Below are 26,772 nucleotides of genomic sequence, written 5' to 3' on the forward strand. Positions count from 1 at the left end.
CCTCACCGCTCGATTACGAATCGCCCAACATCTGGTGGCCGGACGTTGAGCAGGCAACGATGAGGGCATGACACCGGCGCAGCGAGCCATGGAGCGACTGCTCACCTGGCCCGATCTCACGGCCTGTCCGGCCGATTGCGGTACGGGGCACGCCCTCCGCACCACTCGTGACGAGATCGTCCACTTCCACTCCGCGCGGGACGTGGACCTCCACCTCACCCGTCGCGCCATCCAGCGCTTCCACTACGACCTGGGCGGGTCGAGCGCGATACAAGTGGTCCCGGACTCGGACTGGGTGACGGTGCATCTGGACTGCGCCACCGACGTGGACCTGCTGCTCAGCCTGGTGAGCGTCGCCCTCAAGGCACACCAGAACAGACCCCCGTCCGCACCTCCCGCACCGGCGGGGTGCAACTTCCACCGCGTCACCGTGCTGCCGCGCGACGTGGTGTCCGACCGCTGAACCACGCTCCGCGCGGTGGCCTCACGGCCGCAGACCGCCGACGATGTCGGCGGTCGCCGTGAGGCCACTGTGGATCGTGGGCGCGATGCTCGTGCTGGCCAGGTAGAAACCGAGCAGCAGACAGACCAGCGCGTGGGAGATCTTCAGCCCGCCGTTGCGCAGGAAGATCACCGCAAGGACCGAGAGCAGCAGCACCACAGAGATGGAAATGGCCATCGTCAACCTCCTCCGCCACATCCGTTTCGCGGCGTTCGGCCGCAAGTGTGGCGTAACGGAGGGTTCGTCCGGGCGGCTGACCTGTCCTCCGAACGTGTGGTGTCATGCCCTCCGGTAGGCGTCGAGGAAGGCTTCCAGGCCCGCGAGGTCGTCGGTGTTGAGGTGGTCGACGTCCGCCGCCACCAGTTCGCCCCAGAGCGCGTCGCGGGCGGGGCCCGGCAGGTCGGGGGTGGCCCAGAACCGCACCCGCTGCCCGCGCGCGTGGGCGGTGCCCACGATGTCGCGGAGCTTCCGGCGCTCGGCGTCGGGGAAGGCGCCGACGCCCTGCCAGGTGAAGTTGAGCGTCCAGTTGTCGCTGATCAGCGGGACGAAGGAGGCCGGTGCGGTGCTGCCGAGATCGGTGAGCCTGCCGTCGTAGAAGGCGCGGCGCACCCGTTGGGCCTCCATGGGCGCGCGGGCCGCGCGGTCGCCGGAGATGACGGCGGTGACCGGCCCGGGCAGCACCCTGCCGTGGGCACAGGTGGTGAACAGGTGCCGGTAGCGGCGCAGATGGCGGTCGAGTTCGAGGTAGGTGGACGCGCCCTCGGTCTTGATGTCGATCAGCAGTTGGAGCGGCTTGCGGTGTCCGCGGTACACGGAGCCGTGGTGCGCCCGGACGCGGGCGGCCAGCGGATCGAGGTACAGGGACTCCAGCGTGCGGGACGGATCGAGGTCCTCGGGGTCGTGGGCGACGAGGAGTTGGCCGCCGACCAGGTAGATGTCGGCCTCGACGCTGCCGAAGCGGTGGTCGAGGGCGTCGAGGAGGGGGCGGGGGTGCTCGTAGTCGTTGTGGGCGTGGGCTCGCCACAACGGGCGCGGCCGGTGCTTGTGTTCGCCGGCCAGTGCCTGCGTCGCGGGGAGGGCGACGGTACCGGCGAGGGCGGCGCCGAGGGTGGTGAGGGCTCTGCGACGGGTGGTGAGGGCCATGCTCTGCCTCCCTGGAGGGGCCTACGGGACCAGGGAGAGTATGAGGTCCACGGGTGGTCGAAGAGCAGTGTGGTGCGGGGAGTTGGCCGATCCGCCGTCGGTCGTTCATCTCACCGGGGCAGGGCACGCGGAAGAAGCCCGCCCCCGAAGGGACGGGCTTCTTCCGTCGTTCGACCGGTCAGGGCGCTCTCAGGTCGACCAGTTCCGCCAGCGCCTCGCGGTGGGCGCCCGCCGTGCCGTAGGCGATCGAGTCGGCCTTGGCGCGCTTGAGGTGGAGGTGCACCGGGTGTTCCCAGGTCATGCCGATGCCGCCGTGCAGTTGCAGTGCCTCCTCGGCGGCCCGGACCGCGACGGGCGCGGCGTAGGCCTGGGCGACGGTGACCGCCACGCCGGTGTCCTCGCCGGTCGCGAGCGCGTCGGCGGCGCCCCGCGCGGCGGCGCGGAGGCTGACGACCTCCAGCCAGAGCTGGGCGAGCCGGTGCTTGAGCGCCTGGAAGCCGCCGACGGGACGGTTGAACTGCTTGCGGTCCTTCAAGTAGCCGACGGTCTCCGTCAGCGACCACTCGGCGGAGCCGAGTTGCTCCGAGGCGAGCAGTCCGGCGCCGGCCCGCAGGGCGCGGGGTACGGCGGTCCCCGCGTCGCCCAGCCTGCGTCCGGGTGCGCCGTCCAGGGTCACCCGGGCCACCGGACGGGTCAGGTCCAGGGAGACCTGCGGGGTGACGGTGACCGCGCCGGCCTCCACCGCGTACAGCCCGCCGTCGTCCGCCGGTACGAGCAGTACGTCGGCGACGGCGGCGTCCGCGATGCCGGTCAGCTCACCGTGCAGCGCTCCGTTCTCCAGCCGTACGGTGGTGAACGCGGCGCCCGGGGCGGTGTGCAGGCCGACGGCGAGGGCGCCGATCCTGCGCCCGGACGCCAGCTCGGCGAGCAGGTCGCCGGCGTCCTGGCAGGCCAGCAGCGCCTCGGTGGCCACCACGGCGCTGGTCAGGTACGGCACGGGAGCGACCGCGCGTCCCAACTCCTCCAGTACGACGGCGGCTTCGCGGTGGGTGGCGCCCTGGCCGCCCCGGTCCTCGGGGACCAGCAGACCGGCGAGGCCCATGCCGTCGGCGAGCGCCTTCCACAGGGACAGGTCGTGCGGGGCGTCCGACTCGGTACGGGCGATCACGCCCGCCGCGTCGCAGTGGTCGGTGAGCAGGTCCCGGACGGCGGCGCGCAGCGCCTCTTCCTCCTCCGAGTACAGAAGATCGCTCATCGGGCCAGGTCCTTCCATGCGACGTCCTTGTCGGTGCGCGGCTCGGCGGGCAGGCCCAGGACGCGCTCGGCGACGATGTTCAGCAGGACCTCGCTGGTCCCGCCCTCGATGCTGTTGCCCTTGGAGCGGAGGTAGCGGTAGCCGGCGTCGCGGCCGGTGAAGTCGACCAGCTCGGGGCGGCGCATGGTCCAGTCGTCGTACAGCAGGCCCTCCTCGCCCCTCAGTTCCACCTCCAGGCCGCTGATCTCCTGGTTGAGGCGGGCGAAGGCCAGTTTCATGCCGGCGCCCTCGGGGCCGGGCTGCCCGGCGACGAGCTGCTGGCGCAGGCGTTCGCCGGTGAGCCTGGCCACCTCCGCCTCGACCCAGAGCTTCAGCAGCCGCTGGTGCAGGTCGTGGGTGCGCAGTTCCGGCCGTTCGCGCCAGGTCTTCGCGACCGGGCCGATCATGCCGCCCTCGCGGGGCAGCCGCATGCCGCCGATGGCGACGCGTTCGTTGTTCAGGGTGGTCTGCGCGACCCGCCAGCCGTCGCCGGCCTCGCCGAGGCGGTGGGCGTCGGGGACGCGGACGTCGGTGAGGAAGACCTCGTTGAACTCGGCCTCACCGGTGATCTGGCGCAGTGGCCGCACCTCGACACCGGGGTCGGTCATGTCGCACACGAAGTAGGTGATGCCCCGGTGCTTGGGCGCGTCCGGGTCGGTGCGGGCGATGAGGATGGCCCAGCGGGCGAGGTGGGCGCTGGACGTCCACACCTTCTGCCCGTTGACCACCCAGTCCTCGCCCTCCCGGACGGCACGCGTGCCGAGGGCGGCCAGGTCGGATCCGGCGCCGGGCTCGCTGAAGAGCTGGCACCAGACCTCCTCGCCGGTCCACAGGGGCTTCAGGAAGCGCCGCTTCTGCTCCTGTGTGCCGTACTGGAGGATCGTCGGCGCGGCCATGCCCAGGCCGATGCCGATGCGGCGCGGGTCGTTGTCGGGTGCCCCGGCGGCCTCCAGTTCGGCGTCCACGACGGCCTGGAGGGAGCGTGGGAGACCGAGTCCGCCGAGCCCTTCGGGGAAGTGCACCCAGGCGAGTCCGGCGTCGAAGCGGGCGCGCAGGAAGTCCAGGCGCTCCGTGTCGGCCGGGGGGTGCTCGGTCAGGAACTCCAGTGTGCGGCGGCGCAGTTCGGTGGCGTCGGTCATGCGGCGGCTCCGTTCTCCAGCGAGGGCAGCACGGCGACGCGTCCGGTGGTGGCACCGTCGGCGACCCGCTGCACGGCGCCGGCGGCCCCGGCGAGCGGCACGCGCTCGCTCACCAGCGGCTTGATCGCGCCCCGCGCGGCGAGTTCGGTGAGCTGCTCGTGGCAGCGCTGGACCAGCTTGGGGTTCTTGGTGTTGTACAGGCCCCAGTGCAGGCCGAGGATCGCGTAGTTCTTGACGAGGGCGTGGTTCAGGGCGGGGCTGGGGATGGATCCGCTCGCGAAGCCGACGACGACGATCCGGCCCTCGAAGGCGACGGCCTTGGCGGACTGGGCGTAGGCCTGGCCGCCCACGGGGTCGTAGATCACGTCGGCGCCCCGGCCGCCGGTGGCCTCCTTCACGGCGGCGACGACGTCCTGCTCGCGCCGGTCGATCACCACGTCGCAGCCCAGCTCACGGGCGACGGACGCCTTCGCGGCGCCGCCGACCACGCCGATGACGGTGGCGCCCGCCGCCTTGCCGAGCTGCACGGCCGCGCTGCCGACCCCTCCCGCGGCGGCGTGGACGAGCAGGGTCTCGCCGGCCTCGAGGCCGGCCCTGCGGTGCAGGCCGAACCAGCCGGTCTGGTAGCCGATGTGCAGGGCGGCGGCCTCGGCGTCGTCCAGCGCCTCCGGCGCCGGCAGCAGTGCGGCGGCGTCCGCGACGGCGTACTCGGCGAAACCGCCGTACGGCAGCGCGGGGTTGGCGATCACGCGGCGCCCGTCCTCGGTCTCGCCGCAGATCTCCACCCCCGGGGTGAACGGCAGCGGCGGCCTGACCTGGTACTGGCCCCGGCACATCAGCGCGTCCGGGAAGTTGATGTTGGCGGCACGCACCTTCAGCAGGACCTGCCCGTCACCGGGTGCCGGCCGCGCCACCTCCGCGAGACGCATCACCTCGCCCGGCTCGCCGAGCTCGTGCACTTGCCATGCCTGCATGGGGGGCCTCCACGGGAGCGTGAACGTCGGGTTCGCCTGACCGGGTCCACCGCATACTAAGCGGTCGCTTGCTCGCTGGGAAGGGACACCGGGAAGAGACCCCCGGAAGGCACACCGGAAAGGGAACGGTCCCGTCCGTCACCCCCGCTTGGGCCGCGCCCGCACATGCATCCGCTCCCCCTGCGGCCCGAACAGGCTGAGGAACTCCACGGGCCCCTCCCCCGTCGACCCGAACCAGTGCGGCACCCGCGTGTCGAACTCGGCCGCCTCCCCCGCCGTCAGCACCACGTCGTGCTCGCCGAGCACCAGCCGCAGCTTCCCGGACAGCACGTACAGCCACTCGTAACCCTCGTGGGTGCGCGGTTCCGGCTCCAGCCGCCGCTTCGGTTCCAGCACCTTGTACGCCTGGAGGCCGCCGGGCTGGCGGGTGAGCGGCCAGTGGGTGCGGCCGTAGCGCTGGATCGGCTCGGAGGCCCGGATGCGCGGATCGCCGACCGGCGGCGCGCCGACCAGTTCGTCCAGCGGCACCTGATGGGCCTGCGCTATCGGCAGCAGCAGCTCCAGACTGGGTTTGCGCAGGCCGGACTCCAGCCGGGAGAGGGTACTCACGGAGATGCCGGTCGCCTCGGACAGCGCCGCGAGGGTCACCTCCCGCTCCTTCCTGATCCGCCGCAGCCGGGGGCCCACTTCCGCGAGAACGTCGTCCGTAGTCATACCGGTATTGCAGGTTCGGCAAAGTCGTTTGTCAATGCGGCAGTGTCCGGGCGACTGTCGTGGTGGAGGTGGTCACGATGAACGAGACATTCGGAAGCGAGACGTACGACGTGGTCGTCGTCGGCGGCGGGGCGGCGGGGCTCTCCGCCGCGCTGGTGCTCGGCCGGGCCCGGCACCGCACGCTGGTCGTCGACGCGGGCGAGCCGCGCAACGCGCCCTCGTCGCACATGCAGGGCTATCTGTCCCGGGACGGGATGGCACCGGCCGAGTTCCTGGCGCTGGGCCGGGAGGAGATCGCGCGTTACGGCGTGGAGCTCGTCCGGGACCGGGTCACGGAGGTCACCAGGGACGGGGACTTCACCGTCGTGCTCGACGCGGGACCGGCCGTACGGGCCCGGCGGCTGGTCGTCGCCACCGGGCTGAAGGACGAGATGCCGGCGGTCCCCGGGGTCGCCGAGCGGTTCGGGCGGGACGTGCTGCACTGCCCGTTCTGCCACGGCTGGGAGGTGCGCGACGAGCCGTTCGGTGTGCTCGCGTCGAGCGCGATGAGCGTGCACCAGGCGCTGATGGTGTCCCAGTGGTCGAAGGACGTCACCTTCTTCCTGCACGAGGTCGCCGAGGAGGAACTGTCCGACCTGGACCTGCGCCGGCTGGCCGCCGCCGGGGTCGAGGTGGTGCCCGGCGCGGTCGCGGAGCTGGTGGTCGAGGACGACCGGCTCACCGGGGTGCGACTGGCCGACGGCACCACCCACACCCGCTCCGTGCTCTTCGTCGGCCCGCGCCCGGTGCCGCAGACGTCTCTGCTGGAGGCGCTGGGCGCCGAGATGAACGAGACCCCCTTCGGCGCGTACCCGGTGATCGACTCGACCGGCCTGACCACGGTGCCCGGGGTCTGGGCGGCGGGCAACGCGATCGGCTTCTCCGAGCAGGTGGTGCACGCGGCGAGCGGCGGTTACCGCGCGGCGGCCGCGATCGTCGGGGACCTGCTGATGACCGGCCTGGACGCCGCGGTGGACGGGTAGGCGCCGGACGACGGAGGTGTGGGGCGCCCGCCTCCGGAGCACTATGGCTGCATGCTGCTGTCCCGGCTGGCCCGTGTGTCCCAGGAGGTCGCCGCCGCCTCGGCGCGGTCCCGGAAGATCGCCCTGCTCGCCGAGCTGTTCCGGGAGGCGGAGGCGGACGACGTGCCGGTCGTCATCCCGTATCTGGCCGGCCGGCTGCCGCAGGGCCGCATCGGGGTCGGCTGGAAGGCACTGAGCCGTCCGGTCGCCCCCGCCGCCGAGCCGTCACTGACGGTGCGCGAGGTGGACGCGCTGCTCACCAGGCTGGGCAAGGTGTCCGGTGCGGGATCGCAGGCCGAGCGGGCCCGGCTGGTCGGCGAGCTGCTGGGCGCGTCCACCGAGGACGAACAGCGGTTCCTGTCCGGGCTGCTCACCGGCGAGGTCCGGCAGGGCGCCCTGGACGCGGTCGCGGTGGAGGGGCTGGCGCGGGCGACGGGGGCGCCCTCGGCGGACGTACGGCGGGCCGTGATGCTGGCGGGCTCGCTGCAGACGGTGGCCGAGGCGCTGCTGGCGGACGGTCCCGGGGTGCTGGAGCGGTTCCGGCTGACCGTGGGCCGACCGGTGCTGCCGATGCTGGCGCACAGCGCCTCCTCGGTCGCGGAGGCGGTGGAGAAGCTGGGGGCCTGCGCGGTCGAGGAGAAGCTCGACGGCATCCGCGTCCAGGTGCACCGCGACGGGGACAGCGTGCGCGTGCACACCCGCACCCTCGACGACATCACCGACCGGCTGCCGGAAGTGACGGCGGCGGCGCGGGAGTTGCGGGGCGAGCGGTTCATCCTGGACGGGGAGGTCATCTCCTTCGACGGGGACGGGCGCCCCCGCTCGTTCCAGGAGACCGCCGGACGGGTCGGCTCCCGGGTGGACGTGGCCACGGCCGCACGGGAGGTCCCCGTCTCCCCCGTCTTCTTCGACGCGCTCTGCGTCGACGGCCGCGATCTGCTGGACCTGCCGTTCACCGAGCGCCACGCGGAACTGGCCCGGCTGGTCCCGGAGCCCATGCGGGTGCGCCGCACTCTGGTGGCGGGTCCCGGGGAGCTGGGCGCGGCGGAGGGGTTCCTCGCCGAGACGCTGGCGCGCGGCCACGAGGGCGTCGTGGTCAAGGGCCTGGACGCCCCCTACAGCGCGGGCCGGCGCGGCGCGTCCTGGCTGAAGGTCAAGCCGGTGCACACGCTCGACCTGGTGGTGCTGGCCGCCGAGTGGGGCCACGGCCGCCGCACCGGAAAGCTCTCCAATCTGCACCTGGGCGCCCGCACCGCCGACGGCGGCTTCGCCATGCTCGGCAAGACCTTCAAGGGCCTGACCGACGCGATGCTGGCCTGGCAGACCGAACGGCTGCGGGAGCTGGCGGTCGAGGAGAGCGGACACGTCGTGACGGTGCGCCCCGAACTCGTCGTGGAGATCGCCTACGACGGCCTCCAGCGCTCCACCCGCTACCCGGCCGGCGTCGCCCTCCGGTTCGCCCGCGTGATCCGCCACCGCGAGGACAAGCGCCCCGAGGAGGCGGACACGGTCGAGACCCTGCTCGCCGCGCACCCCGAGGTACGGCCGTGAGGGGCGCCCGGAGCGCCGGACTGCTGTTGTTCCGGCACACCGGTCAGGGCATCGAGGTGTTGCTCGGTCACATGGGTGGCCCGTTCTTCGCCCGGCGCGACAGCGGGGCGTGGACCGTGCCGAAGGGCGAGTACGACCCCGGCGAGCCGGCCTGGGAGGCGGCGCGGCGCGAGTTCCAGGAGGAGCTGGGGCTGCCGCCGCCGGACGGGGAGGCGCTGCCGCTCGGGGAGGTCCGGCAGTCCGGCGGGAAGACCGTCACGGCCTGGGCGGTCGAGGCCGACCTCGACCCGGTGACGGTCGTCCCCGGCACCTTCGAGATGGAGTGGCCGCCGAGGTCGGGGCGGATCCAGAAGTTCCCGGAGCTGGACCGGGTGGCGTGGTTCCCCCTGGAGCGGGCCCGCGAGGTGATCGTCGGCGCGCAGACCGCGTTTCTCGACCGCCTGGCGGAGCACTCGCCCTGAGGAGACCTCCCGCGTTGCGCCGCCCACCACCGCGCGGGAAGGTCGAGAGGCACAGCCCGCCCCAGGGAGGTCAGCGATGCACATCGCCACGGTGAACCCGGCGAACGGCGAGACGGTCAAGACGTACCACCCCATGGACGAGGAGGAGATCGGGCACCGGATCCAGCTCGCGGAGGCCACGTTCCGTACGTACCGGACGACGACCTTCGCCGAGCGTGCCCGTCTGATGCACCGGGCCGCCGAGATCCTCGACGAGGACCGGGAGACCATCGGCCGGGTGATCACCACGGAGATGGGCAAGCCGGTCAAACAGGCCCGCGCGGAGGCCGCGAAGTGCGCCAAGGCGATGCACTGGTACGCCGATCACGCGGCGCAGTTGCTCTCCGACGTGGAACCCGCCGCCTCCGACGTGAAGGACTCCGGCGCCTCCCGTGTCCTGGTGCGCTACCGGCCGCTGGGTCCGGTGCTCGCCGTGATGCCGTGGAACTTCCCGCTGTGGCAGGTGGTGCGGTTCGCCGCGCCCGCGCTGATGGCGGGCAACGTGGGTCTGCTCAAGCACGCCTCGAACGTGCCGCAGACCGCCCTGTACCTGGAGGACCTGTTCCACCGCGCGGGCTTCACCGAGGGCTGCTTCCAGACCCTGCTCATCGGCTCCGCCGCGGTCGACGACATCCTGCGGGACGAGCGGGTGAAGGCGGCCACCCTCACCGGCAGCGAGCCCGCGGGCCGCGCGGTCGCCTCCACCGCCGGGGAGATGATCAAGAAGACGGTGCTGGAGCTGGGCGGCAGCGACCCGTACGTGGTGATGCCCTCCGCCGACCTGGACCGGGCCGCCGAGGTGGCGGTCACCGCGCGGACGCAGAACACGGGGCAGTCCTGCATCGCCGCCAAGCGGTTCATCGTGCACACGGACGTCTACGACGCCTTCGCCGAACGCTTCGTCGCGGGCATGAAGGCGCTGAAGGTCGGCGACCCGATGGACGAGGAGACCGACGTCGGCCCGCTCTCCAGCGAGAAGGGCCGCAGCGACCTGGAGGAACTGGTCGACGACGCCGTCCGCGCGGGCGCCACCGTGCTGTGCGGCGGCGAGCGCCCCGACGGGCCCGGCTGGTACTACCCGCCGACCGTCCTGGCCGGCATCGGCCGGGAGATGCGCATCCACCGCGAGGAGGCCTTCGGCCCGGTCGCCACGCTGTACCGCGCGGCGGACGTCGACGAGGCGGTCCTGATCGCCAACGACACCGACTTCGGGCTGAGTTCCAACGTCTGGACCCGCGACGAGGCCGAGGTCGACCGGTTCGTACGGGACCTGGAGGCCGGCAGCGTGTACGTGAACGGGATGACGGCCTCCCATCCGGCGTTCCCGTTCGGCGGGGTGAAGCGGTCGGGGTACGGGCGTGAGCTGTCCGGGCACGGAATCCGCGAGTTCTGCAACATCACCACGGTTTGGCAGGGTGCGTGATGTCCGCGCGGCTACGATCCCGACTGTGAACCGCGAAGTGACTCTGCCTCTGATCGTCGACGACCGCGGGACCCTGCAGGTTTCCGCTGCCGATGTCAGCAAGCTGCTGCGTACGGTGGGTGGGCGGTGGGTCCGGCTCGTCGAGGCGGGGGAGGACGGGCTCGATGAGGACACGGTCGCCGCGCTGACGATCGAGCTGGCGAAGCTTGCCGATCGGATCGACGTCGCGTGCATCGCCCACAGCAGTGGTACGCCGTAGGGCGCAGTGTTTCGTTGCCGGGTGCGGGTCGTCTGTGGTTGATCGCGCCCACGCGGCGGAGCCGCACATCGGAACAGCCCCGCGCCCCTTCAGGCGTGCTGCACCAACGCCATCCAGAACATCGCCTCGTACGACTGGAGCAATCGGGCGTACTGGTGGGCTCGGTTCTCGTTCAGGCGGCCCTCGTCCAGGGCCGTCCGGACTGCCCCAGTGGCCATGCGGTCCAGGTCGGGGGCCGGCTCCGCGAAGAAGTCGAAGAAGGCGCAGGACTCGTCGGTGAAGCCGTAGTGGGTGCGCAGGGCCTTCGCGATCGTCGCGCAGTAGCCGCCCCAGGCCGAGAAGTTCGCCGTCAGGGCCAGGACCACGTCGGACGGGTTCGCGTTGAGGGCCAGCCAGGCGACGTACGCGGGATAGGCCTGGCAGCCCGGCAGGGGCTCGTACGCGTCCGCCCGCGCCTCGTCCACGCCGCACGCGGCCGTGAACGTCCTCAGGTGTTCCGCCGCCAGGGTCTCGCCCTCGGCCAGGGCGGTGAAGTACGCGGCCGACTCCGGGCCGGCCCGTTCCGCCAGGTGCAGGAAGGCGCGGCGGTCCGCCGGGATCACCCGGCGTTGTTCCAGGGCGAGCGTGGCCAGGACGGCCCGGTCGGCCTCGCCGCGGGCGATCAGGGGGACCAGCGGGTTGGACCCCGGATCCGGGGCCAGTTCCCCGGTGGTCGTCTCCAGCAGTTCCCGGGCCGTGCGTGTCATCGCGTCCTCCGTCGCGTCGGTCACGCACGAGCCTTTCCCGGGAGCGGGGCAGGGGTAACCCGGCGGTGCCGCCCGCACCGCCGGGTCGTCCGGGTGGCCGGCCTCAGCGGATGGGCATGCCCGACAGGGTGCGGGCGATCACCAGGCGCTGGATCTCGCTCGTGCCCTCGAAGATGGTGTAGATCGCGGCGTCGCGGTGCATGCGCTCCACCGGGTACTCGCGGGTGTAGCCGTTGCCGCCGAGGATCTGTATGGCCTGGGCGGTGACCTTCTTGGCGGTCTCGCTGGCGAACAGCTTGGACATGGAGCCCTCGGCGGCCGTGAACGGCTTGCCGTTGATCGCCATCCAGGAGGCGCGCCACACCAGGAGGCGGGCGGCGTCGATCCGGGTGCGCATGTCGGCGAGCTGGAAGGCGACGCCCTGGTTGTCGATGATCGGGCGGCCGAACTGCTCACGGGTGGTCGCGTAGTCGAGGGCGACCTCGTAGGCGGCGCGGGCGGTGCCCACCGCCATGGCACCGACGGCGGGGCGGGACGCCTCGAAGGTGGCCATGGCGGCGTTCTTCACGCGCTCACCACCCTGCTTGGCCTTCTCGCGGGCGCGGGCGAGGCGCTCGTCCAGCTTCTCCTTGCCGCCGAGCAGGCAGGAGCCGGGGACGCGCACGTCGTCCAGGATGACCTCGGCGGTGTGCGAGGCGCGGATGCCGTGCTTCTTGAACTTCTGGCCCTGGGAGCAGCCGGGGGTGCCGGGCGGGATGATGAAGGAGGCGTGGCCCTTGGAGCCGAGGTCCGGGTCGACGACCGCGACCACGACGTGGACGTTGGCGATGCCGCCGTTGGTCGCCCAGGTCTTGGTGCCGTTGATCACCCACTCGTCCTTGGCCTCGTCGTACACCGCGCGGGTGCGCATCGAGGCCACGTCGGAGCCGGCGTCGGGCTCGGAGGAGCAGAAGGCTGCGACCTTGACGTCGTTGGCGTCGCCGTACATCTGGGGGATCCAGGTGCCGATCTGCTCCTCGGTGCCGTTGGCGAGGACGCCGACGGCGGCCAGGCCGGTGCCGACGATCGACAGGGCGATGCCGGCGTCGCCCCAGAAGAGTTCCTCCATGGCCATCGGGATGCCGAGGCCGGTCGCGTCGAAATACTGCTGGGCGTAGAAGTCCAGGGAGTAGATGCCGACCTTGGCGGCCTCCTGGATGACCGGCCAGGGAGTCTCCTCACGCTCGTCCCATTCGGCGGCCGCGGGGCGGATCACATCGGCGGCGAAGCCGTGCAGCCAGTCCCGCACCTCCTTCTGTTCGTCGTTGAGCTCCATGGTGAACTCGGCCATGTCCCCTCCAGCGGCGACGCACGTGCGTGTTACTTGCGGTAACCCCGAGTCTGTTACCGGTGGGTAGGAAAAGTCAACTCCCCAGGACCGGTCGGCATCCCGTTCGATGACCGGATCGCCCGCAGTGTTAGTTTGCGCAGGCGTCACCGAATCAGCACGGGTGGGGAGAGATCATGAACACCACACAGCGGACCGATCAGCAGCGGTCCGCCGACCGACGCCGGCGCGAACTGCTGGAGGCCGCCGACCGGGTGGTGCTGCGCGACGGCCCGGGGGCCTCGATGAACGCGATCGCCGCCGAGGCCGGCATCACCAAGCCGATCCTCTACCGGCACTTCGGTGACAAGGGAGGACTCTACGCCGCCCTGGCCAAGCGGCACACCGACGCGCTGCTGGACTCGCTGCGGGCCGCCCTGGACGCCCCGGCGGACCGGCGCGAACGGGTCGAGGCCACCCTGGACACCTACCTCTCGGCCATCGAGGCGCGGCCCCAGGTGTACCGGTTCCTGATGCACCCGGCGGAGGGGTCGCAGAGCGACCAGGGCTTCGACGTCGGCAAGCACTCGGCGCCGCTGCTGCGCCGGATGGGCGAGGAGCTGGCCCAGGTCATCGGGGAACGGCTGGACCTCGGGCCGGACGGCCAGCGGCTGGCCCGGGTGTGGGGGCACGGCATCGTCGGCATGATGCACGCGGCCGGCGACTGGTGGCTCGGTGAACGGCCCTGCTCCCGGGCGGAGTTGGTGCGCAGTCTGGCCGATCTGCTGTGGGGACGCCTCGCGGCGGCGGGGGACAAGGTGGGAGGTCCGGGGTTCTGATCCTCACAGGTCGCGTGCGGGCCGTGTGCGGCCGGCCGCGCCCACGCGGCGGAGCCGCACCCCGAGGGGTTCAGTCCGTCCGGCGCCAGGAGGCCCGGGCCACCTGCCGCATCAGTTTCCGGTGACGCCGGCCCGTCAGGTGGTCGGCGTAGATCCGGCCCTCCAGGTGGTCGCACTCGTGCTGCAGACACCGGGCGAAGAAACCCGTGCCGTGGACGGTGACCGGCTCTCCGGTCACCGTGAAGCCCTCGACGACCGCGTGGTCGTACCGCTCCGTGCCCGCCTCCAGGCCGGGCAGGGACAGACAGCCCTCGGGTCCGCGCACCACCACCCCGTCCGTCTCCACCAGCCGCGGGTTCACCACGTGGCCCAGGTGGCGGACGTCCTCGTCGTCCGGGCAGTCGTAGACGAACACCCGCAGCGGCTCACCGATCTGGTTGGCGGCCAGGCCCACGCCCTGCGCCGCGTACATCGTGGCGAACAAATCGTCCACCAGACGTGCGAGTTCCGGACCGAAGCCGGTGACCTCCCGGCAGGGCGCGTGCAGCACCGGGTCGCCGAGCAGGGTGAGGGGCCGTACACGTCCGTGGACGCCGGGGATGGAGCCTTGTCGCATGCCCGTCAGAGTACGGTCCTCACAGCAACGCCCGTCTCACGACGGTGCCGCGGTTCTGGAGTGCGAACGATCTCGATAGGCTGAGGTCTCACCACGTGGCCGTCAGGCACAGACGCGGCGCGTACGCAAGGAGGATCGAGAACTGATGGCAGGCAACTCGGACCCGCTCACGCCGCGGGCCAAGCTGGCCGTGACCGCCGGCAAGGCGGTCGCAGCGGCATCCCGCGCCGCCGGGCGCGGCAGCGGTTCGGTGATCGGCGGCCGGGTGGCACTCAAACTCGACCCCGATCTCCTGGCCCGGCTCGCGCAGCACCTGGACGTGACCCTGGTCTCCGCGACCAACGGCAAGACCACCACCACCCGGCTCATCGCCGAGGCCCTCAAGGCCGCAGGACCGGTCGTCTCCAACGCGCTCGGCGCCAACATGCCGGCCGGCATCACCTCGGCGCTGGCCGGCGGCTCGGAGGCCAGGTTCGGTGTCATCGAGGTCGACGAGAAGTACCTCGCGGGCGTCGCCCGGGACACCGACCCCAAGTGCATCGCCCTGCTCAACCTCTCCCGCGACCAGCTCGACCGCGCCGCCGAGACGCGGATGCTCGCGGAGAACTGGCGCGAGGGCCTGGCCGGCTCCAAGGCCGTGATCGTCGCCAACGCCGACGACCCGCTGGTGGTGTGGGCCGCGTCCTCCTCCCCCAACGTGATCTGGGTCGCCGCGGGCCAGATGTGGAAGGACGACGCCTGGTCCTGCCCGTCCTGCGGCGGTGTGATGCAGCGCCCGGGCGACGACTGGTTCTGCAGCGAGTGCGGCTTCCGCCGGCCGACGCCGAGCTGGGCGCTCTCCGGCGACCACGTGCTCGACCCGCACGGCTCCGCCTGGCCGATCCACCTCCAGCTGCCGGGCCGCGCCAACAAGGCCAACGCCGCGAGCTCCGCGGCCGTCGCCGCCGTCTTCGGGGTGCCGCCGCAGGTCGCCCTGGAGCGCATGTACCAGGTGCAGGCCGTGGCCGGCCGCTACGACGTGGTCCAGTTCGAGGGCCGTGATCTGCGGCTGCTGCTCGCCAAGAACCCCGCGGGCTGGCTGGAGACGTTCTCGCTGATCGACCCGCCGCCGACCCCGGTGATCCTCTCGGTGAACGCGCGCGGCGCCGACGGCACCGACACCTCCTGGCTGTGGGACGTCGACTACACCCGGCTGACCGGCCACCCGATCTGCGTCATCGGCGACCGGAAGCTGGACCTCGCGGTGCGCCTGGAGGTCGCGAACCAGCAGTTCCAGGTCTGCGAGAACCTCGACCAGGCGGTACAGCTGTGCCCGCCGGGCCGGATCGAGGTCATCGCCAACTACACCGCGTTCCAGGACCTGCGCCGCCGCGTCGGCAACTGACCAACGACACCCCAGGGGACTTGAAGTGAGCGACAACCAGCTGCGGGTCGTATGGATCTACCCGGACCTGCTCAGCACCTACGGCGACCAGGGCAACGTCCTCGTCGTGGAGCGCCGGGCGCGGCAGCGCGGCCTGGACGTGGCACGGCTCGACGTGCGCAGCGACCAGCCGATCCCGACCTCCGGCGACATCTACCTGATCGGCGGCGGCGAGGACCGTCCGCAGCGGCTGGCCGCCGAGCGGCTGCGCCGGGACGGCGGTCTGCAGCGGGCGGTGGGCAACGGCGCGATCGTCTTCTCGGTCTGCGCCGGCTACCAGATCCTCGGCCACGAGTTCATCAACGACCTCGGCCAGCGCGAGCCCGGTCTCGGCCTGCTCGACGTGGTCTCGGTACGCGGTGAGGGCGCCCGGTGCGTGGGCGACGTGCTGGGGGACATCAACCCGCAGCTGGGCCTGCCCCCGCTGACCGGGTTCGAGAACCACCAGGGCGTCACCCACCTGGGTCCCTCGGCCCGCCCGCTCGCCCAGGTGCGCTTCGGCAACGGCAACGGCACCGGGGACGGCACGGAGGGCGCGTTCAACGAGACCGTCTTCGGTACGTACATGCACGGTCCGGTGCTGGCCCGCAACCCGCAGATCGCGGACCTGCTGCTGAAGCTGGCGCTCGACGTCAACGCGCTGCCGCCGACCGACGACCGCTGGTACGAGGCGCTGCGGGGCGAGCGCATCGCGGCGGCGCAGCAGCAGCCCGCGTGAGTCTCCGTCCGCCTGCGGACGGCCCCTGACACCCCGGCGCGACCGGCCCGTCTGACGGCTGGTCCGCACAGGTGAGCGGGGTCGTCCAGCAGGCGGACGCCAGGTGCGGCCCCGCCCCCCGGAGCGGCTAGGGTGGCGGAGATCGAGCCGGACAACGCGGTCCGGTCCCGGCCCACTTCGAGAAGGTTGTTTCGGGCTATGCGCATTGGTGTCCTCACGTCCGGCGGCGACTGCCCCGGCCTGAACGCCGTCATCCGGTCCGTCGTGCACCGTGCCGTCGTCGACCACGGCGACGAGGTCATCGGCTTCCGGGACGGCTGGAAGGGCCTCCTGGAGTGCGACTACCTCAAGCTCGACCTCGACGCCGTGAGCGGCATCCTCGCCCGCGGCGGCACCATCCTCGGCTCCTCCCGGGTCCGCCCCGAGCACCTGCGGGACGGCGTGGAGCGGGCCAAGGGGCACGTCCGGGAGCTCGGCCTCGACGCGATCATCCCGATCGGCGGTGAGGGCACGCTGAAGGCGGCCCGGCTGCTGTCGGACAACAGCCTGCCGATAGTGGGTGTGCCGAAGACCATCGACAACGACATCGCCGTCACCGACGTCACCTTCGGCTTCGACACGGCCGTCGGCGTGGCGACCGAGGCCCTGGACCGGCTGAAGACCACCGCCGAGTCCCATCAGCGGGTGCTGATCGTCGAGGTCATGGGTCGGCACACGGGCTGGATCGCGCTCCACTCCGGCATGGCGGCCGGCGCGCACGCCGTCGTCGTACCCGAACGGCCCTTCGACATCGACGAGCTGACCGCGAAGGTCGGCGCGCGCTTCTCGGCCGGCAAGCGGTTCGCGATCGTGGTCGCCGCAGAGGGGGCCAAGCCGAAGGCCGGGACCATGGACTTCGACGAGGGCGGCAAGGACGTCTACGGCCATGAGCGGTTCGCCGGCATCGCGCGGCAGCTCTCCCTGGAGCTGGAGTCGCGGCTCGGCAAGGAGGCGCGGCCGGTGATCCTCGGGCATGTGCAGCGTGGGGGGACGCCCACGGCGTACGACCGGGTGCTGGCGACGCGGTTCGGGTGGCACGCGGTGGAGGCGGTGCACCGGGGGGAGTTCGGGCGGATGACTGCGCTGCGCGGGACGGACATCGTGATGGTTTCCCTCGCGGAGGCGGTGGAGACGCTGAAGACGGTGCCGGAGGAACGCTACGCGGAGGCGGAGTGCGTGCTGTGAGTTTGCGGCGCCGGTAAGAGCTCGGTCTGCTGCGGTTCGTTGCGGGCTACGGGCCGTCCGTGGCTTGTCGCGCAGTTCCCCGCGCCCCTGGGTGGTTTCCCCGACCCCGGTCACAGGTGTGGCCGGGGTCGGTCGTACTCTGAGTGCGGACAGACTGCGTACAACCCCCACGAAACAGGAGCCGGTGGATGGATCACGGCGGGCACGGCATGACCATGGATCTGCCGCCGTTCACGCTGGGGCGAGGGCTCGGCTGGTCGGCGGACCCCTTCTTTCTCGTCGCCTGCCTGCTGGGGCTGGCGCTGTACGGCTGGGGTGTGGTCCGGCTGGTGCGGCGCGGTGACAAGTGGCCGGTGGGGCGGACCGTCGCGTTCGTCGTCGGTGTGCTGAGCATCGGGCTCATGATGTGCACCAAGCTGAACGACTACGGCATGGTCATGTTCAGCGTGCACATGGTGCAGCACATGGTGATCAGCATGGTGTCGCCGATCCTGATCCTGCTCGGCGCCCCGATCACCCTCGCCCTGCGCGCGCTGCCGCCGGCCGGGCGGGGCCGGAAGGGACCGCGCGAGCTGCTGCTGATGCTGCTGCACAGCCGCTACATGCGGGTCGTCACCCATCCGGTGTTCACCATCCCCCTGTTCATCGCCAGCCTGTACGGCCTGTACTTCACCCCGCTGTTCGACTTCCTGATGGGCTCCAAGGTGGGGCACATCGCGATGATGGTGCACTTCCTCGCCGTCGGCCTGGTCTTCTTCTGGCCGATCATGGGTGTGGACCCGGGGCCGCACCGGCCGGGGTATCTGATGCGGATGCTGGAGCTGTTCGCGGGCATGCCGTTCCACGCGTTCTTCGGCATCGCGCTGATGATGGCGTCGACGCCGATGGTCACGACCTTCGAGAACCCGCCCGGCTCGCTCGCCATCGACGCGCTGTCCGACCAGAACGCGGCCGGCGGTATCGCCTGGGCGTTCAGCGAGGTCCCCTCCGTGCTGGTGCTGCTCGCGCTGCTGTTCCAGTGGTACGCCTCGGACCAGCGGCAGGCCAGGCGCAAGGACCGGGCCGCCGACCGGGACGGTGACAAGGAACTCGAGGCGTACAACGCCTACCTGGCCTCACTGAACGCACGCGGGAACTGAATTCACCGTCTCCCCGATCCCCTTGAACGGGGATTTTCCACCGGTAGCATGAATGCGTCGGGGGGAACCGCAGGGGGGAGCGGTGATGGCACTTCGCGTGTTCACGCACAGGGCGGGAAAATCGGCGATTCGGAAGATCGCCGTCCTGTCGTTATTACTTCTTGTCGCCAGTGGGTGCGATTCGGGCACACCTTTGTTCGACGTGAAGGCGGTGGCCGCGGGAGCCGCCTCCCTCGCGCCGTTCTTCGACGAGAGCAGCGGACTCGGACGGGACGCCGACGTGCGGTCGCGTCCCGCTCACGGCGGTCTTCAGCAGGGGGACACGCCCGGCCTGTACGGGGGCACCGACGAGGCGTCGGTCTGCGACGTCGAGCAGTTGAAGCGGTATCTCGCCGAGCCGCGCAACGACCGCAAGGCACGGGCGTGGGCCGGGGCGCTGGATCTCCGTAGGAATGAGATACCGGAGTATCTCGACGGGCTCACCCCTGTTCTCCTGCGTCACGACACTCTGGTGCGGAACCACGACTACAAAAAGGGAAAAGCTGTTCCCTTCGACGCGCTGCTTCAGGCGGGAATCGCGATTCTGGTCGACGAGCAGGGGGTGCCGGCGGTGAAGTGCTCGTGCGGAAATCCGCTGCGGCCCTTCGAGGGGGACAAGAGCAGGATTTCCGTCTCGTTCGACGACGGGAACGAGGAGTGGAAGGGATACGACCGTTCCGAGGTCGTGGTCGTACGGCCCGCGTCCCACGAACTGGAGCGGATCGCCCTCGTCGACGTGGAGGATCCCGGCCGGGGCATCGAGCGGCCCGTGGGAACGACGGGCGAGGAGGACACCGCTTTCGACACGAGGAAGCGGCGGGCGGTGCCGGCCCTCATCGGGACCACGTTCGGTGAGGCGAGCCGGCGACTGGCCGGGCGGGGACTGGCGGTCGCGTACGACGGGGAGGCCGTGCCGCCGGACGGCGCACGGGTCACGGCGTCCGATCCGGCCGCCGGGGCCGAGCTGCGGTTCGGGGCGCACGTCACGCTGAGCGTGGTGGGGGACACGGGTCGGTCCGGTGGCGGGACCACTCCCCCGGGCCCGGAGTCGTCGCGACCGACGGCGACTCCCACGTCGCCGTCCTCCCCGCCCGTGCCGTCCACTCCGTCCTCCGGTCCGTCGAAGTCCGAGCGGCCGGCGTCGCCGAGCGGGACACCGGAAGCCCCGTCCTCACCGGCCGGCTCGACACCGCCGTCTCCGCCGAGCACCGCGTCCGCCCCACCACCTTCCACGCGCTCCACGCCTCCAAAGACCCCCGAGGCCCCCGAGACCACCTCCGCGCCTCCCCGCACCACTCCCCCACCTCCCACCGGCGGGCCCGCGAGCGGCGCTCCGGCCACGAGCGTGCCCGCCACCCCCGAAGCACCCACCACGAGCGCCCCCGCTGAGCGCACCCGCCGAACCCGGGAGTGACCGGATGCCCTCATCACCGACGTCGGGAGTGGGCCGGGTCATCGCCGGCCGCTATCTGCTGCTGCACCGGCTGGGCAGCGGCGGCATGGGGCACGTCTGGCTCGCCCACGACCAGCGACTCGCGTGCGAGGTCGCGCTGAAGGAGATCGTGTTCGGCGACCCGGCCGAGCCCGGCCAGGAGCGGGAGGCCCGGGTCGCCCGGGCCCGCGCCGAGGCGCGGCACGCGGCCGGTCTGCGCGGTCACCCCCATGTGGTGACCGTGCACGACGTGCTGGAGCACGAGGGGCTGCCGTGGATCGTCATGGAGTACGTGGCGGGCGCCGTCGATCTGCGGGAGCTGCTCGCCCGGAGCGGTCCGCCCGCCCCCGCCGAGTGCGCCCGGATCGGGCTCGCGGTGCTGGACGCGCTGACCGCCGGGCACGAGCGGGGCGTGATGCACCGGGACGTGAAACCGGCGAACATCCTGCTGGCACCGGACCGCACCGGAGCGCCGTACGGGCGGGTGCTGCTCACCGACTACGGCATATCGGTCCAGCCGGACACCGGGGAGACGCGGTACACGATGGCGTCCGCGCTGGTCGGCACGGCGGGCTATCTGGCGCCGGAGCGGGCCACCGGCGGCCCGCCCACCCCAGCGGCCGACCTGTTCTCGCTGGGCTGCACGCTCTACCACGCGGTGGAGGGCAGCGGCCCCTTCACGCGGGAGTCCCCGCTGGCGTCGGTCACCGCCGTGGTCATGGAGGACCCGCGTCCACCGGTGCGGGCGGGCGCGCTGGAGCCGGTGCTGCGGGGGCTGCTCGCCAAGGATCCGGACCTGCGGGCGACGGCGCGGGAGGCGGAGGCCGAGCTGGCGCGGATCGTGACGCCCCAGACGGAGGCGTACGCGCGGACGCAGACGGACCTCGGCTCCCAGCCGCCCTGGGCCGCCTCCGCGCACCCGGCGCCCGAGGCGGGCACGCGGGGCCCCGCCGCCACCGGCACCCGTCGTCGGTCCCGCCCGCACGCGCTGCGCGCGGTCCTCGCCGGCGGGCTGGGCCTGGTGCTGGCGCTGGGCGGTGCCTGGTACGCGCTGGCCGACCGGGAGAGCGGCAGCGGCGGGACGGCGGTGCCGTACGGGGAGGCGGTCGGGCTGGCCGAGCCGCTGGAGGAGGGCGACTGCGTGCTGGCCGACTGGCCCGGTGGCTCCCGGTTCACCGGCACGCCCCGGCTGACCCTCGACCCGACCTGCGCGGACCAGGCGCCCGACGGGCAGGTCGTGGCGTTCGTCGGGGCCGCCTCGGACGAGGAGGCGCGGGAGCGGGGCCCGGCCCGCTGCGAGGAGCGGACGCGGGAGCTGCGCGGCCGGCTGGCCGACGTACGCGGTCTGGCCGTCGTACCCACGGCGGACGGGTTCGAGGCGGCCGGGGGGCGTACTGCCTGTCTGGTGCTGGGGGCGCACGGGCCGGTGTACGGGCCGCTCGGGGACCGGCGCCGCCCGGGGACGGCGTTCGCCGACACGGCGACGATGCAGCGGCGGGACTGCCTGGACGTACGGTCCCGCCGGGAGGCGCGGCTGGTGTCGTGCGAGGGGACGTACGACGAGCAGGTGCTCGGGTTCACCCGGCTGGGCGAGGACGTCACGCTCGCCGAGGCGCGCACCGAGTCGGACACGGCGTGTGCGCGCGAGGTGCCGCCGCGTGACTACGGCTTCGACCCGTCGGTCCACGAAGCGGGGTCGTGGACCAGTGAGGGGCCCTGGAAATCAGGCACACATGTCGTCGTGTGCACCGTAAGGAGGCAGAACGGGGGCACCATGGAGGGAGCCGAACCATGAGGAGGGTGTTGCGATGCCCGGTTCCACGAACGGTTTCTCGAACGGTTCCACGTCGACGAAGACCATGGGGGTGCTCACCGTCGGCGGTCTGGTCGCCGTGACGGCGTACACGGTGGCGCTCGGCAGCAACGGCTGGCTGTGGTTCGGCTGGGTCGTCCTGGGGCTGATCACCTTGGGGATGGTGGCCACCCGCAGCACCTGAGAGGCGCCGGGGCGGCCGGCCTCACCTGGGGGTGAGCCGCCCCGTCAGGTGCACGCCCGGCTGGTACTTCGGCAGCCGGACGGTGATCTTCATGCCGGCGCCGACGGCGGTCTCGATGACGAGGCCGTGGTCGTCGCCGTAGACCTGACGGAGCCGGTCGTCGACGTTGGAGAGGCCGATGCCGCCGGTGGGGCTGACCTCGCGGGCGAGGATGCGGCGGAGCAGGCCGGGGTCCATTCCGGCGCCGTCGTCCTCGATGACGACGAGGGCCTCGGCGCCGGCGTCCTGCGCGGTGATCTGGATGCGGCACTTGTCGGCCTTGCCCTCCAGTCCGTGCTTGACGGCGTTCTCCACCAGCGGCTGGAGGCAGAGGAAGGGCAGCGCGACCGGCAGCACCTCGGGGGCGATCTGCAGGGTGACGGAGAGGCGGTCGCCGAAGCGTGCCCGCACCAGCGCCAGATAGTGGTCGATGGCGTGGAGTTCGTCGGCGAGGGTGGTGAAGTCGCCGTGCCGGCGGAACGAGTAGCGGGTGAAGTCGGCGAATTCCAGGAGCAGTTCGCGGGCCCGCTCGGGGTCGGTGCGCACGAACGAGGCGATCACGGCGAGCGAGTTGAAGATGAAGTGCGGGGAGATCTGGGCGCGCAGGGCCCTGATCTCGGCCTCGATGAGGCGGGTGCGGGACTGGTCGAGGTCGGCGAGTTCGAGCTGGACGGAGACCCAGCGGGCGACCTCCCCGGCGGCCCGGACCAGGACCGCCGACTCGCGGGGCGCGCAGGCGACGAGCGCGCCGTGCACCCGGTCGTCGACGGTGAGCGGGGCGACCACGGCCCAGCGCACCGAGCAGTCGGGGGTGTCGCAGGTGAGCGGGAAGGCCTCGCCGCGGCCGGTGTCGAGGGGGCCGGTGAGGCGTTCCATGATCTCGGCGCGGTGGTGGGCGCCGGCGCCGTCCCAGACGAGGACCTGGTCGCGGTCGGTGAGGCAGAGGGCGTCCGTGCCCAGCAGGGAGCGCAGTTTGCGGGCGGACTTGCCGGCGGTCTCCTCCGTCAGGCCGGCCCGCAGCGGGGGCGTGGCCAGGGACGCGGTGTGCAGGGTCTCGAAGGTGGCGTGCTCGACGGGGGTGCCGAGCCCGGCGAGGCTGGCGGGCCGGGCGGTGCGCCGGCCGATCCAGAACCCGGCGGCCAGCAGGGGCAGGACGGCGACGAGCAGACCGGCGAGGAAACCGCTCATGCGGACACCTCCGTACGGAGTTCCTCCGGCAGGTGGAAGCGGGCCAGGACCGCCGCCGTGCCGGTCGGCACCCGGCCGGGGGTGGCCAGGGACACCAGGATCATGGTGAGGAAGCCCAGCGGCACCGACCACAGCGCGGGCCAGGCGAGCAGGGCGTGCCAGGGCCCCGCGCCCGGGTAGCCGGCCATGGTCGCGGCGACGGCGAGGAACGCGGAGCCGCCGCCCACCAGCATCCCGGCCGCCGCGCCCGGCGGGGTCAGCCGGCGCCACCAGATGCCGAGGACGAGCAGCGGGCAGAACGACGAGGCCGACACGGCGAAGGCGAGCCCCACGGCGTCGGCCACCGGCAGCCCGCCGACCAGGAGGCTCGCCCCGAGCGGTACGGCCATGGCGAGCACGGTGCCGAGCCGGAAGTGCCGTACGCCGCGGGTGGGGAGCACGTCCTGGGTGAGCACGCCGGCGACGGCCATGGTGAGTCCGGAGGCCGTCGACAGGAACGCGGCGAAGGCGCCCCCGGCGACCAGCGCGCCGAGGAGGTCGCCGCCCGTCCCGCCGATCATGCGGCCGGGCAGGAGCAGGACGGCGGCGTCCGCGTCGCCGGTGAGGGTGAGCTCGGGCGCGTAGAGCCGGCCGAGGGCTCCGTAGACCGGCGGGAGGAGGTAGAAGGCGCCGACCAGGCCGAGGACCGCGACGGTGGTGCGGCGGGCGGCGACGCCGTGCGGGCTGGTGTAGAAGCGGACCACGACGTGGGGCAGTCCCATGGTGCCGAAGAAGGTGGCGAGGATCAGCCCGTACGTGGCGTACAGCGGGCGTTCCTCGCGGGACTCGGCGCGGGAGGGCGACAGGGCGTCGTCGGCGCCGCGTCCGGCGGCGGGGACCTCGGCGCCCTCGGCGAAGGTGAGCCGGGTGCCACCGTCGATGCGGTGGGGTCCCGCGGACAGGCCGGTCTCGGTGCCGTCGAGTTCGCGGCCGTCGACGGTGCCGTCCACGGTGACGGTGAGCGGCTCGGTGAGCCGGAGCACGAGCGTGTCGTCGATGCGGACCACCCGCTGTTCGCGGAAGGCGGCCGGTTCGTCGAAGGCGTGGCTGGGGGCGCCGTCGCTCTGCCAGGCGGTGATCAGGAAGAGGGCGGGGACGAGCAGGGCGGTGAGTTTGAGCCAGTACTGGAAGGCCTGGACGAAGGTGATGCTGCGCATGCCGCCCGCGCCGACGATGACGGTGACCACGACGGCGACGATCACCCCGCCGAGCCAGTCGGGCGCCCCGGTGAGGACGGTCAGGGTGAGCCCCGCGCCCTGGAGCTGGGGCAGCAGGTACAGCCAGCCGACGCCGACGACGAAGGCGCCCGCGAGCCGCCGTACCGTCTGGGAGGCGAGCCGGGCCTCGGCGAAGTCGGGCAGGGTGTAGGCGCCGGAGCGGCGCAGCGGGGCGGCGACGAACAGCAGCAGCACCAGATAGCCGGCGGTGTAGCCGACCGGGTACCAGAGCATGTCCGGGCCCTGGACGAGGACGAGGCCCGCGATGCCGAGGAAGGAGGCGGCGGAGAGGTACTCGCCGCTGATGGCGGCCGCGTTGAGGCGGGGGCCGACGGTGCGGGAGGCGACGTAGAAGTCGGAGGTGGTGCGGGATATGCGCAGACCGAAGGCGCCGACGAGGACGGTCGCGAGGGCGACGAGCGCGACGGCGGTGACGGCGTAGGCGGAGTTCACGGTGCTGGAGGTCCCCGGTCTCAGCGGTCCTCGACGAGCCGCACGAAGTCGCGTTCGTTGCGTTCGGCGCGGCGCACGTACCAGCGGGCGAGCAGGACCATCGGGGGGTACAGGCCGAAGCCGAGCACCGCCCACTCCAGGCGGCGGGCGTCCGGGGCGGCGGCGAAGACCAGCGGGAGCGGGCCGATGAGCAGGACGAGGACGGCGAACACGACGAGTCCGGTGCGCAGCTGGATGCGCATCAGGGAGCGGACGTAGGTGTGGCCGAGGGTGGTCTGCTCGTCGATCTCGGTGCGCGGGCGGTAGTAGCCGGAGGTGCGGCGGGCGCGGCGGGGCGGGCCGGTGACGACCACGCGGCGTTCGGTCGGGTCCTGGGGCATGCGTCCTCCCCCTAGCTCGTGGTCCGGCGCATCAGCAGGTCCCGCAGTTCACGGGCGTGCCGACGGCTGACCTGGAGTTCCTCGGAGCCGATCAGGACGCTCACGGTGCCCGCGTCGAGCCGGAGCTCGCCGATGTGGCGCAGGGCGACCAGATGGCGGCGGTGGATGCGGACGAAGCCGCGGGAGCGCCAGCGTTCCTCCAGGGTGGAGAGCGGGATCCGTACGAGGTGGCTGCCCCGGTCGGTGTGCAGGCGGGCGTAGTCGCCCTGGGCCTCGACGTGGGTGATGTCGTCGACGGCGACGAAGCGGGTCACGCCGCCGAGTTCGACGGGTATGTGGTCGGGGTCGGGTTCGTGCACGGGGATGCGCGGGGTGGTGGTGTCGCGCTGTGCGGCGGCGCGCAGTTCGACGACGCGGCGGACCGCCTCGGCCAGCCGTTCCTTGCGCACGGGTTTGAGGACGTAGTCGGCGGCCTTGAGGTCGAAGGCCTGGACGGCGAAGTCCTCGTGGGCGGTGACGAACACGATGAACGGCGGCCGGGCGAACCCGGTGAGCAGCCGGGCCAGGTCGAGTCCGTCGAGGCCGGGCATCTGGATGTCGAGGAAGACGACGTCGATGGCCTCGGGCCCGTCGGGTCCCGACTCCAGGGCGCGGTTGATGCGGCGCAGCGCCTCGGTGGCGTCGCCGGCGCCCTCGGCGCTGCCGACGCGGGGGTCGGTGTTCAGCAGGTAGAGCAGTTCCTCCAGTGAGGGGCGTTCGTCGTCGACGGCGAGGGCGCGCAGCATGAAGGTGGAGTGTAGGGGTGATTTCCACGTCTGGACATGCCCCGGACGTGGGCGTTCGCGCTGGATACAGTGCCCGCATGAACAGCAGGCCCGCGTCGTTCGACGAGCTCGACCGGAAGATCGTCACCGCGCTGATGGCGAACGCCAGGACGTCCTTCGCCGAGATCGGCGCGGCCGTCGGGCTGTCGTCGACGGCGGTCAAGCGCCGGGTGGACCGGCTGCGCGAGACCGGGGTGATCACCGGGTTCACGGCGACGGTGCGGCCGTCGGCGCTGGGCTGGCGCACCGAGGCCTATGTCGAGGTGTACTGCGAGGGTGCGGCGCCGCCCCGGCGGCTGGCGGAGGTGGTGCGCAACCATCCGGAGATCGCCGCGGCGATGACGGTGACCGGCGGCGCGGACGCGCTGCTGCACGTACGGGCGCGGGACGTGGAGCACTTCGAGGAGGTGCTGGAGCGGATCCGCCAGGAGCCGTTCATCCGGAAGACGATCAGTGTGATGGTGCTGTCCCATCTGCTGCCGGACAGTCCTGAGGCAGGAGTGAGTCAGCCCGCCCCGGACGGCGCATCAGACGTGCGCTGAACGGTGGAATCGCGCAGCGTTCCTGCGCGAACACGCAGCTCTTGTTCCTTG

General features: G+C 72.3%; 28 protein-coding genes. 15 read left to right on the forward strand and 13 right to left on the reverse strand.

What is annotated here, in order from left to right:
• The first annotated feature begins 67 nt into the window (after positions 1-67).
• Positions 68-463 carry a luciferase domain-containing protein gene (locus tag ACZ62B_RS02900; protein WP_344561929.1) on the forward strand — a complete coding sequence of 132 codons (396 nt, stop codon included), beginning with the start codon at positions 68-70 and terminating at the stop codon, positions 461-463.
• A 21-nt stretch (positions 464-484) separates the two neighbouring features.
• Here ACZ62B_RS02900 and ACZ62B_RS02905 read toward each other — a convergent pair whose 3' ends face one another.
• The 6 genes from ACZ62B_RS02905 to ACZ62B_RS02930 form a co-directional block, all read right to left on the reverse strand.
• Entirely contained in the window at positions 485-679 is a 195-nt protein-coding gene (locus ACZ62B_RS02905; protein ID WP_073934709.1) for a hypothetical protein, read from the reverse strand.
• A gap of 102 nt (positions 680-781) precedes the next feature.
• On the reverse strand, positions 782-1,645 hold the full coding sequence (locus ACZ62B_RS02910; protein WP_344561927.1) for a phosphatidylinositol-specific phospholipase C/glycerophosphodiester phosphodiesterase family protein: 864 nt from the start codon (positions 1,643-1,645) through the stop codon (positions 782-784).
• Positions 1,646-1,823: 178 nt separating this feature from the next.
• Positions 1,824-2,900 (reverse strand): acyl-CoA dehydrogenase family protein, encoded by a 1,077-nt coding sequence (locus tag ACZ62B_RS02915; protein WP_344561925.1) that lies wholly within the window; start codon positions 2,898-2,900, stop codon positions 1,824-1,826.
• A complete protein-coding gene (locus ACZ62B_RS02920) occupies positions 2,897-4,078 on the reverse strand; it encodes an acyl-CoA dehydrogenase family protein (RefSeq protein WP_344561923.1) in 1,182 nt (393 codons plus the stop codon). Before ACZ62B_RS02920 ends, ACZ62B_RS02915 begins: the two co-directional genes overlap by 4 nt.
• Entirely contained in the window at positions 4,075-5,052 is a 978-nt protein-coding gene (locus tag ACZ62B_RS02925) for an NADPH:quinone oxidoreductase family protein (protein WP_344561921.1), read from the reverse strand. The genes ACZ62B_RS02920 and ACZ62B_RS02925 overlap by 4 nt, the downstream gene beginning before the upstream one ends.
• Positions 5,053-5,190: 138 nt before the next feature.
• Positions 5,191-5,766: a helix-turn-helix domain-containing protein gene (locus tag ACZ62B_RS02930; RefSeq protein ID WP_344561919.1), complete on the reverse strand. Its 576-nt coding sequence runs from the start codon at positions 5,764-5,766 to the stop codon at positions 5,191-5,193.
• A gap of 77 nt (positions 5,767-5,843) precedes the next feature.
• On the opposite strand from ACZ62B_RS02930, the gene ACZ62B_RS02935 reads away from it, so the two are divergent.
• The 5 genes from ACZ62B_RS02935 to ACZ62B_RS02955 all read left to right on the forward strand — a co-directional run bounded on the left by ACZ62B_RS02935 (position 5,844) and on the right by ACZ62B_RS02955 (position 10,560).
• Positions 5,844-6,788 carry an NAD(P)/FAD-dependent oxidoreductase gene (locus ACZ62B_RS02935; RefSeq protein ID WP_344561917.1) on the forward strand — a complete coding sequence of 315 codons (945 nt, stop codon included), beginning with the start codon at positions 5,844-5,846 and terminating at the stop codon, positions 6,786-6,788.
• A gap of 51 nt (positions 6,789-6,839) precedes the next feature.
• Positions 6,840-8,378, forward strand: coding sequence for an ATP-dependent DNA ligase (locus ACZ62B_RS02940; RefSeq protein WP_469689175.1), 1,539 nt, complete (start codon positions 6,840-6,842; stop codon positions 8,376-8,378).
• Positions 8,375-8,839, forward strand: a complete 465-nt coding sequence (locus ACZ62B_RS02945) for an NUDIX hydrolase (RefSeq protein WP_344561913.1) — start codon at positions 8,375-8,377, stop codon at positions 8,837-8,839. The genes ACZ62B_RS02940 and ACZ62B_RS02945 overlap by 4 nt, the downstream gene beginning before the upstream one ends.
• Positions 8,840-8,915: 76 nt before the next feature.
• Positions 8,916-10,301, forward strand: coding sequence for an NADP-dependent succinic semialdehyde dehydrogenase (locus tag ACZ62B_RS02950; RefSeq protein ID WP_344561911.1), 1,386 nt, complete (start codon positions 8,916-8,918; stop codon positions 10,299-10,301).
• Between the two features lie 25 nt (positions 10,302-10,326).
• Entirely contained in the window at positions 10,327-10,560 is a 234-nt protein-coding gene (locus ACZ62B_RS02955; RefSeq protein ID WP_385045261.1) for a DUF6213 family protein, read from the forward strand.
• A gap of 89 nt (positions 10,561-10,649) precedes the next feature.
• On the opposite strand, the gene ACZ62B_RS02960 is transcribed toward ACZ62B_RS02955, so the two are convergent.
• Both ACZ62B_RS02960 and ACZ62B_RS02965 read right to left on the reverse strand, forming a co-directional pair.
• Complete coding sequence (locus tag ACZ62B_RS02960) at positions 10,650-11,306, reverse strand: thiaminase II/PqqC family protein (RefSeq protein WP_468883269.1); 657 nt, start codon at positions 11,304-11,306, stop codon at positions 10,650-10,652.
• 103 nt (positions 11,307-11,409) lie between these two features.
• Positions 11,410-12,636, reverse strand: coding sequence for an acyl-CoA dehydrogenase family protein (locus ACZ62B_RS02965; RefSeq protein ID WP_073934700.1), 1,227 nt, complete (start codon positions 12,634-12,636; stop codon positions 11,410-11,412).
• Between the two features lie 173 nt (positions 12,637-12,809).
• Here ACZ62B_RS02965 and ACZ62B_RS02970 point away from each other — a divergent pair, with 173 nt between their 5' ends.
• Entirely contained in the window at positions 12,810-13,451 is a 642-nt protein-coding gene (locus tag ACZ62B_RS02970) for a TetR/AcrR family transcriptional regulator (RefSeq protein ID WP_344561903.1), read from the forward strand.
• Between the two features lie 70 nt (positions 13,452-13,521).
• On the opposite strand, the gene def is transcribed toward ACZ62B_RS02970, so the two are convergent.
• Positions 13,522-14,067, reverse strand: a complete 546-nt coding sequence (gene def / locus ACZ62B_RS02975; protein WP_344561901.1) for a peptide deformylase — start codon at positions 14,065-14,067, stop codon at positions 13,522-13,524.
• A 145-nt stretch (positions 14,068-14,212) separates the two neighbouring features.
• Here def and ACZ62B_RS02980 point away from each other — a divergent pair, with 145 nt between their 5' ends.
• From ACZ62B_RS02980 to ACZ62B_RS03010, 7 genes are all read left to right on the forward strand, one after another.
• Positions 14,213-15,451, forward strand: coding sequence for a MurT ligase domain-containing protein (locus tag ACZ62B_RS02980; protein WP_073934697.1), 1,239 nt, complete (start codon positions 14,213-14,215; stop codon positions 15,449-15,451).
• 25 nt (positions 15,452-15,476) lie between these two features.
• Positions 15,477-16,208 carry a type 1 glutamine amidotransferase gene (locus ACZ62B_RS02985; protein WP_344561895.1) on the forward strand — a complete coding sequence of 244 codons (732 nt, stop codon included), beginning with the start codon at positions 15,477-15,479 and terminating at the stop codon, positions 16,206-16,208.
• Positions 16,209-16,406: 198 nt separating this feature from the next.
• On the forward strand, positions 16,407-17,432 hold the full coding sequence (locus tag ACZ62B_RS02990) for a 6-phosphofructokinase (protein ID WP_469689176.1): 1,026 nt from the start codon (positions 16,407-16,409) through the stop codon (positions 17,430-17,432).
• A gap of 188 nt (positions 17,433-17,620) precedes the next feature.
• Positions 17,621-18,571, forward strand: a complete 951-nt coding sequence (locus ACZ62B_RS02995) for a cytochrome c oxidase assembly protein (protein WP_344561892.1) — start codon at positions 17,621-17,623, stop codon at positions 18,569-18,571.
• Positions 18,572-18,773: 202 nt separating this feature from the next.
• Positions 18,774-20,024, forward strand: coding sequence for a DUF6777 domain-containing protein (locus ACZ62B_RS03000; RefSeq protein ID WP_469689177.1), 1,251 nt, complete (start codon positions 18,774-18,776; stop codon positions 20,022-20,024).
• A gap of 4 nt (positions 20,025-20,028) precedes the next feature.
• Positions 20,029-21,837, forward strand: a complete 1,809-nt coding sequence (locus ACZ62B_RS03005; RefSeq protein WP_469689178.1) for a serine/threonine-protein kinase — start codon at positions 20,029-20,031, stop codon at positions 21,835-21,837.
• 13 nt (positions 21,838-21,850) lie between these two features.
• Positions 21,851-22,039: a hypothetical protein gene (locus tag ACZ62B_RS03010; RefSeq protein WP_073934691.1), complete on the forward strand. Its 189-nt coding sequence runs from the start codon at positions 21,851-21,853 to the stop codon at positions 22,037-22,039.
• 21 nt (positions 22,040-22,060) lie between these two features.
• Here the strand turns inward: ACZ62B_RS03010 and ACZ62B_RS03015 are convergent, their stop codons facing one another.
• The 4 genes from ACZ62B_RS03015 to ACZ62B_RS03030 are packed head-to-tail and all read right to left on the reverse strand — an operon-like array spanning position 22,061 to position 26,140.
• Positions 22,061-23,266, reverse strand: coding sequence for a sensor histidine kinase (locus ACZ62B_RS03015; protein WP_344561885.1), 1,206 nt, complete (start codon positions 23,264-23,266; stop codon positions 22,061-22,063).
• Positions 23,263-24,975, reverse strand: a complete 1,713-nt coding sequence (locus ACZ62B_RS03020) for a sodium/solute symporter (protein ID WP_468883279.1) — start codon at positions 24,973-24,975, stop codon at positions 23,263-23,265. Before ACZ62B_RS03020 ends, ACZ62B_RS03015 begins: the two co-directional genes overlap by 4 nt.
• A gap of 20 nt (positions 24,976-24,995) precedes the next feature.
• Entirely contained in the window at positions 24,996-25,355 is a 360-nt protein-coding gene (locus ACZ62B_RS03025) for a hypothetical protein (RefSeq protein ID WP_344561881.1), read from the reverse strand.
• Between the two features lie 11 nt (positions 25,356-25,366).
• A complete protein-coding gene (locus ACZ62B_RS03030; protein WP_468883281.1) occupies positions 25,367-26,140 on the reverse strand; it encodes a LytR/AlgR family response regulator transcription factor in 774 nt (257 codons plus the stop codon).
• Between the two features lie 77 nt (positions 26,141-26,217).
• Here ACZ62B_RS03030 and ACZ62B_RS03035 point away from each other — a divergent pair, with 77 nt between their 5' ends.
• Complete coding sequence (locus ACZ62B_RS03035) at positions 26,218-26,721, forward strand: Lrp/AsnC family transcriptional regulator (protein ID WP_344561877.1); 504 nt, start codon at positions 26,218-26,220, stop codon at positions 26,719-26,721.
• Positions 26,722-26,772 lie beyond the last annotated feature (51 nt).

This window comes from Streptomyces sp. NPDC053426 (genome assembly GCF_055585405.1).